This is a genomic window from Finegoldia magna (assembly GCF_018371055.1).
Classification (GTDB): Bacteria; Bacillota; Clostridia; order Tissierellales; family Peptoniphilaceae; genus Finegoldia; species Finegoldia magna_I.
This window is the reverse complement of the sequence record NZ_JAGYZD010000351.1, coordinates 1-1,224: the sequence shown is the minus strand read 5'-3', so window position 1 is coordinate 1,224 and position 1,224 is coordinate 1. Positions and strand designations below refer to the sequence as shown.

The window sequence follows — 1,224 nt, the reverse complement described above, 5'->3', positions numbered from 1 at the left end:
ATAATAGACCTAGAAAATGTATACAATATAAAACACCTAAAGAAGAACTTTTTGGTTTCTTACCATAGGTGTTGCATTTGATTTGACAATTCGTCAATTCAAAAACAACCATTTAATTTCGAAAAATAAATGGTTGTTGATTTTATAAATTTATATGTTGGACAATCCTTTTGGCAAAAGTATTTTGACTTAGGTTTTTAAATTTTCTGAACCGAAATTCAAAAGTATATTCTTATTTAGAAATTTTCATTTTTCCAAAAATTAGTCCAAATTAATTGCAACTTTCGTTTCTGTTTGTTTGCAAACTCCGCATTGTTTTGCTTTTGGATCTATTTTTTGTAATATTTCAAGAGATTTATCCACATCTTTTGCGTCTACTACAACTACCATTCCAATTCCCATATTAAATGTGGAGAACATTTCTTTTGTTTCTACATTTCCCCATTCTTGAATAGCTTTGAACACAGGATCAATTTCTGATTCTTTTAAGTCAAATTCTATTCCGATATTTTCAGGTAACATTCTTGGTACATTTTCGTACAATCCACCACCTGTGATGTGGGCAATACCTTTGATTTCAACTTCTTTTAATAAAGCTGAGATTTCTTTTTCGTAAATTCTCGTAGGAACCAAAAGTCTTTCTCCAACTGTAGTATCTTCAAATTTGTCAGATAATTTTACATTTGCCATATCCAACGCTGCTCTTACAAGTGAAAATCCATTGCTGTGAACTCCACTTGAAGATAGAGATATTGCAACATCTCCTTCTTTAATGTCACTTCCATCGATTATTTTGTCGCGGTCTACAATTCCAACTGCAAATCCCGCCAAATCATAATCATTTTCTTTGTATAATCCTGGCATTTCGGCAGTTTCTCCGCCGATTAATGCACATTCTGATTGTGTACAACCTTCCGCTACACCACGAACCAAATCCGCCATTTTTTCTGGTTTCAAGCTTCCTGTAGCTATGTAATCCAAGAAAAACAATGGCTTTGCTCCTTGGCACAAAACATCATTAACACACATTGCAACCAAATCAATACCAACTGTATCGTGTTTGTCTAGTTCCATGGCTAATTTGATTTTTGTTCCAACGCCATCAGTTCCACTAACTAATACAGGTTCTTTCATATCGGAGATTTCTGGTTTAAATAAACCAGCAAATCCACCGATACCTGTTAGAACTTCTTTTCCATGAGTTTTCTTTACGATTTCTTTTAT

The 1,224-nt window shown here is 33.4% G+C and carries 1 protein-coding gene; it reads right to left on the bottom strand.

The genetic code is table 11. From position 1 onward, the window contains the following. Positions 1–261: 261 nt before the first annotated feature. Positions 262–1,224 (bottom strand): phosphoribosylformylglycinamidine cyclo-ligase (gene purM, locus KHW44_RS09805; RefSeq protein ID WP_304068948.1); only part of this gene is annotated, 963 nt, incomplete at its 5' end.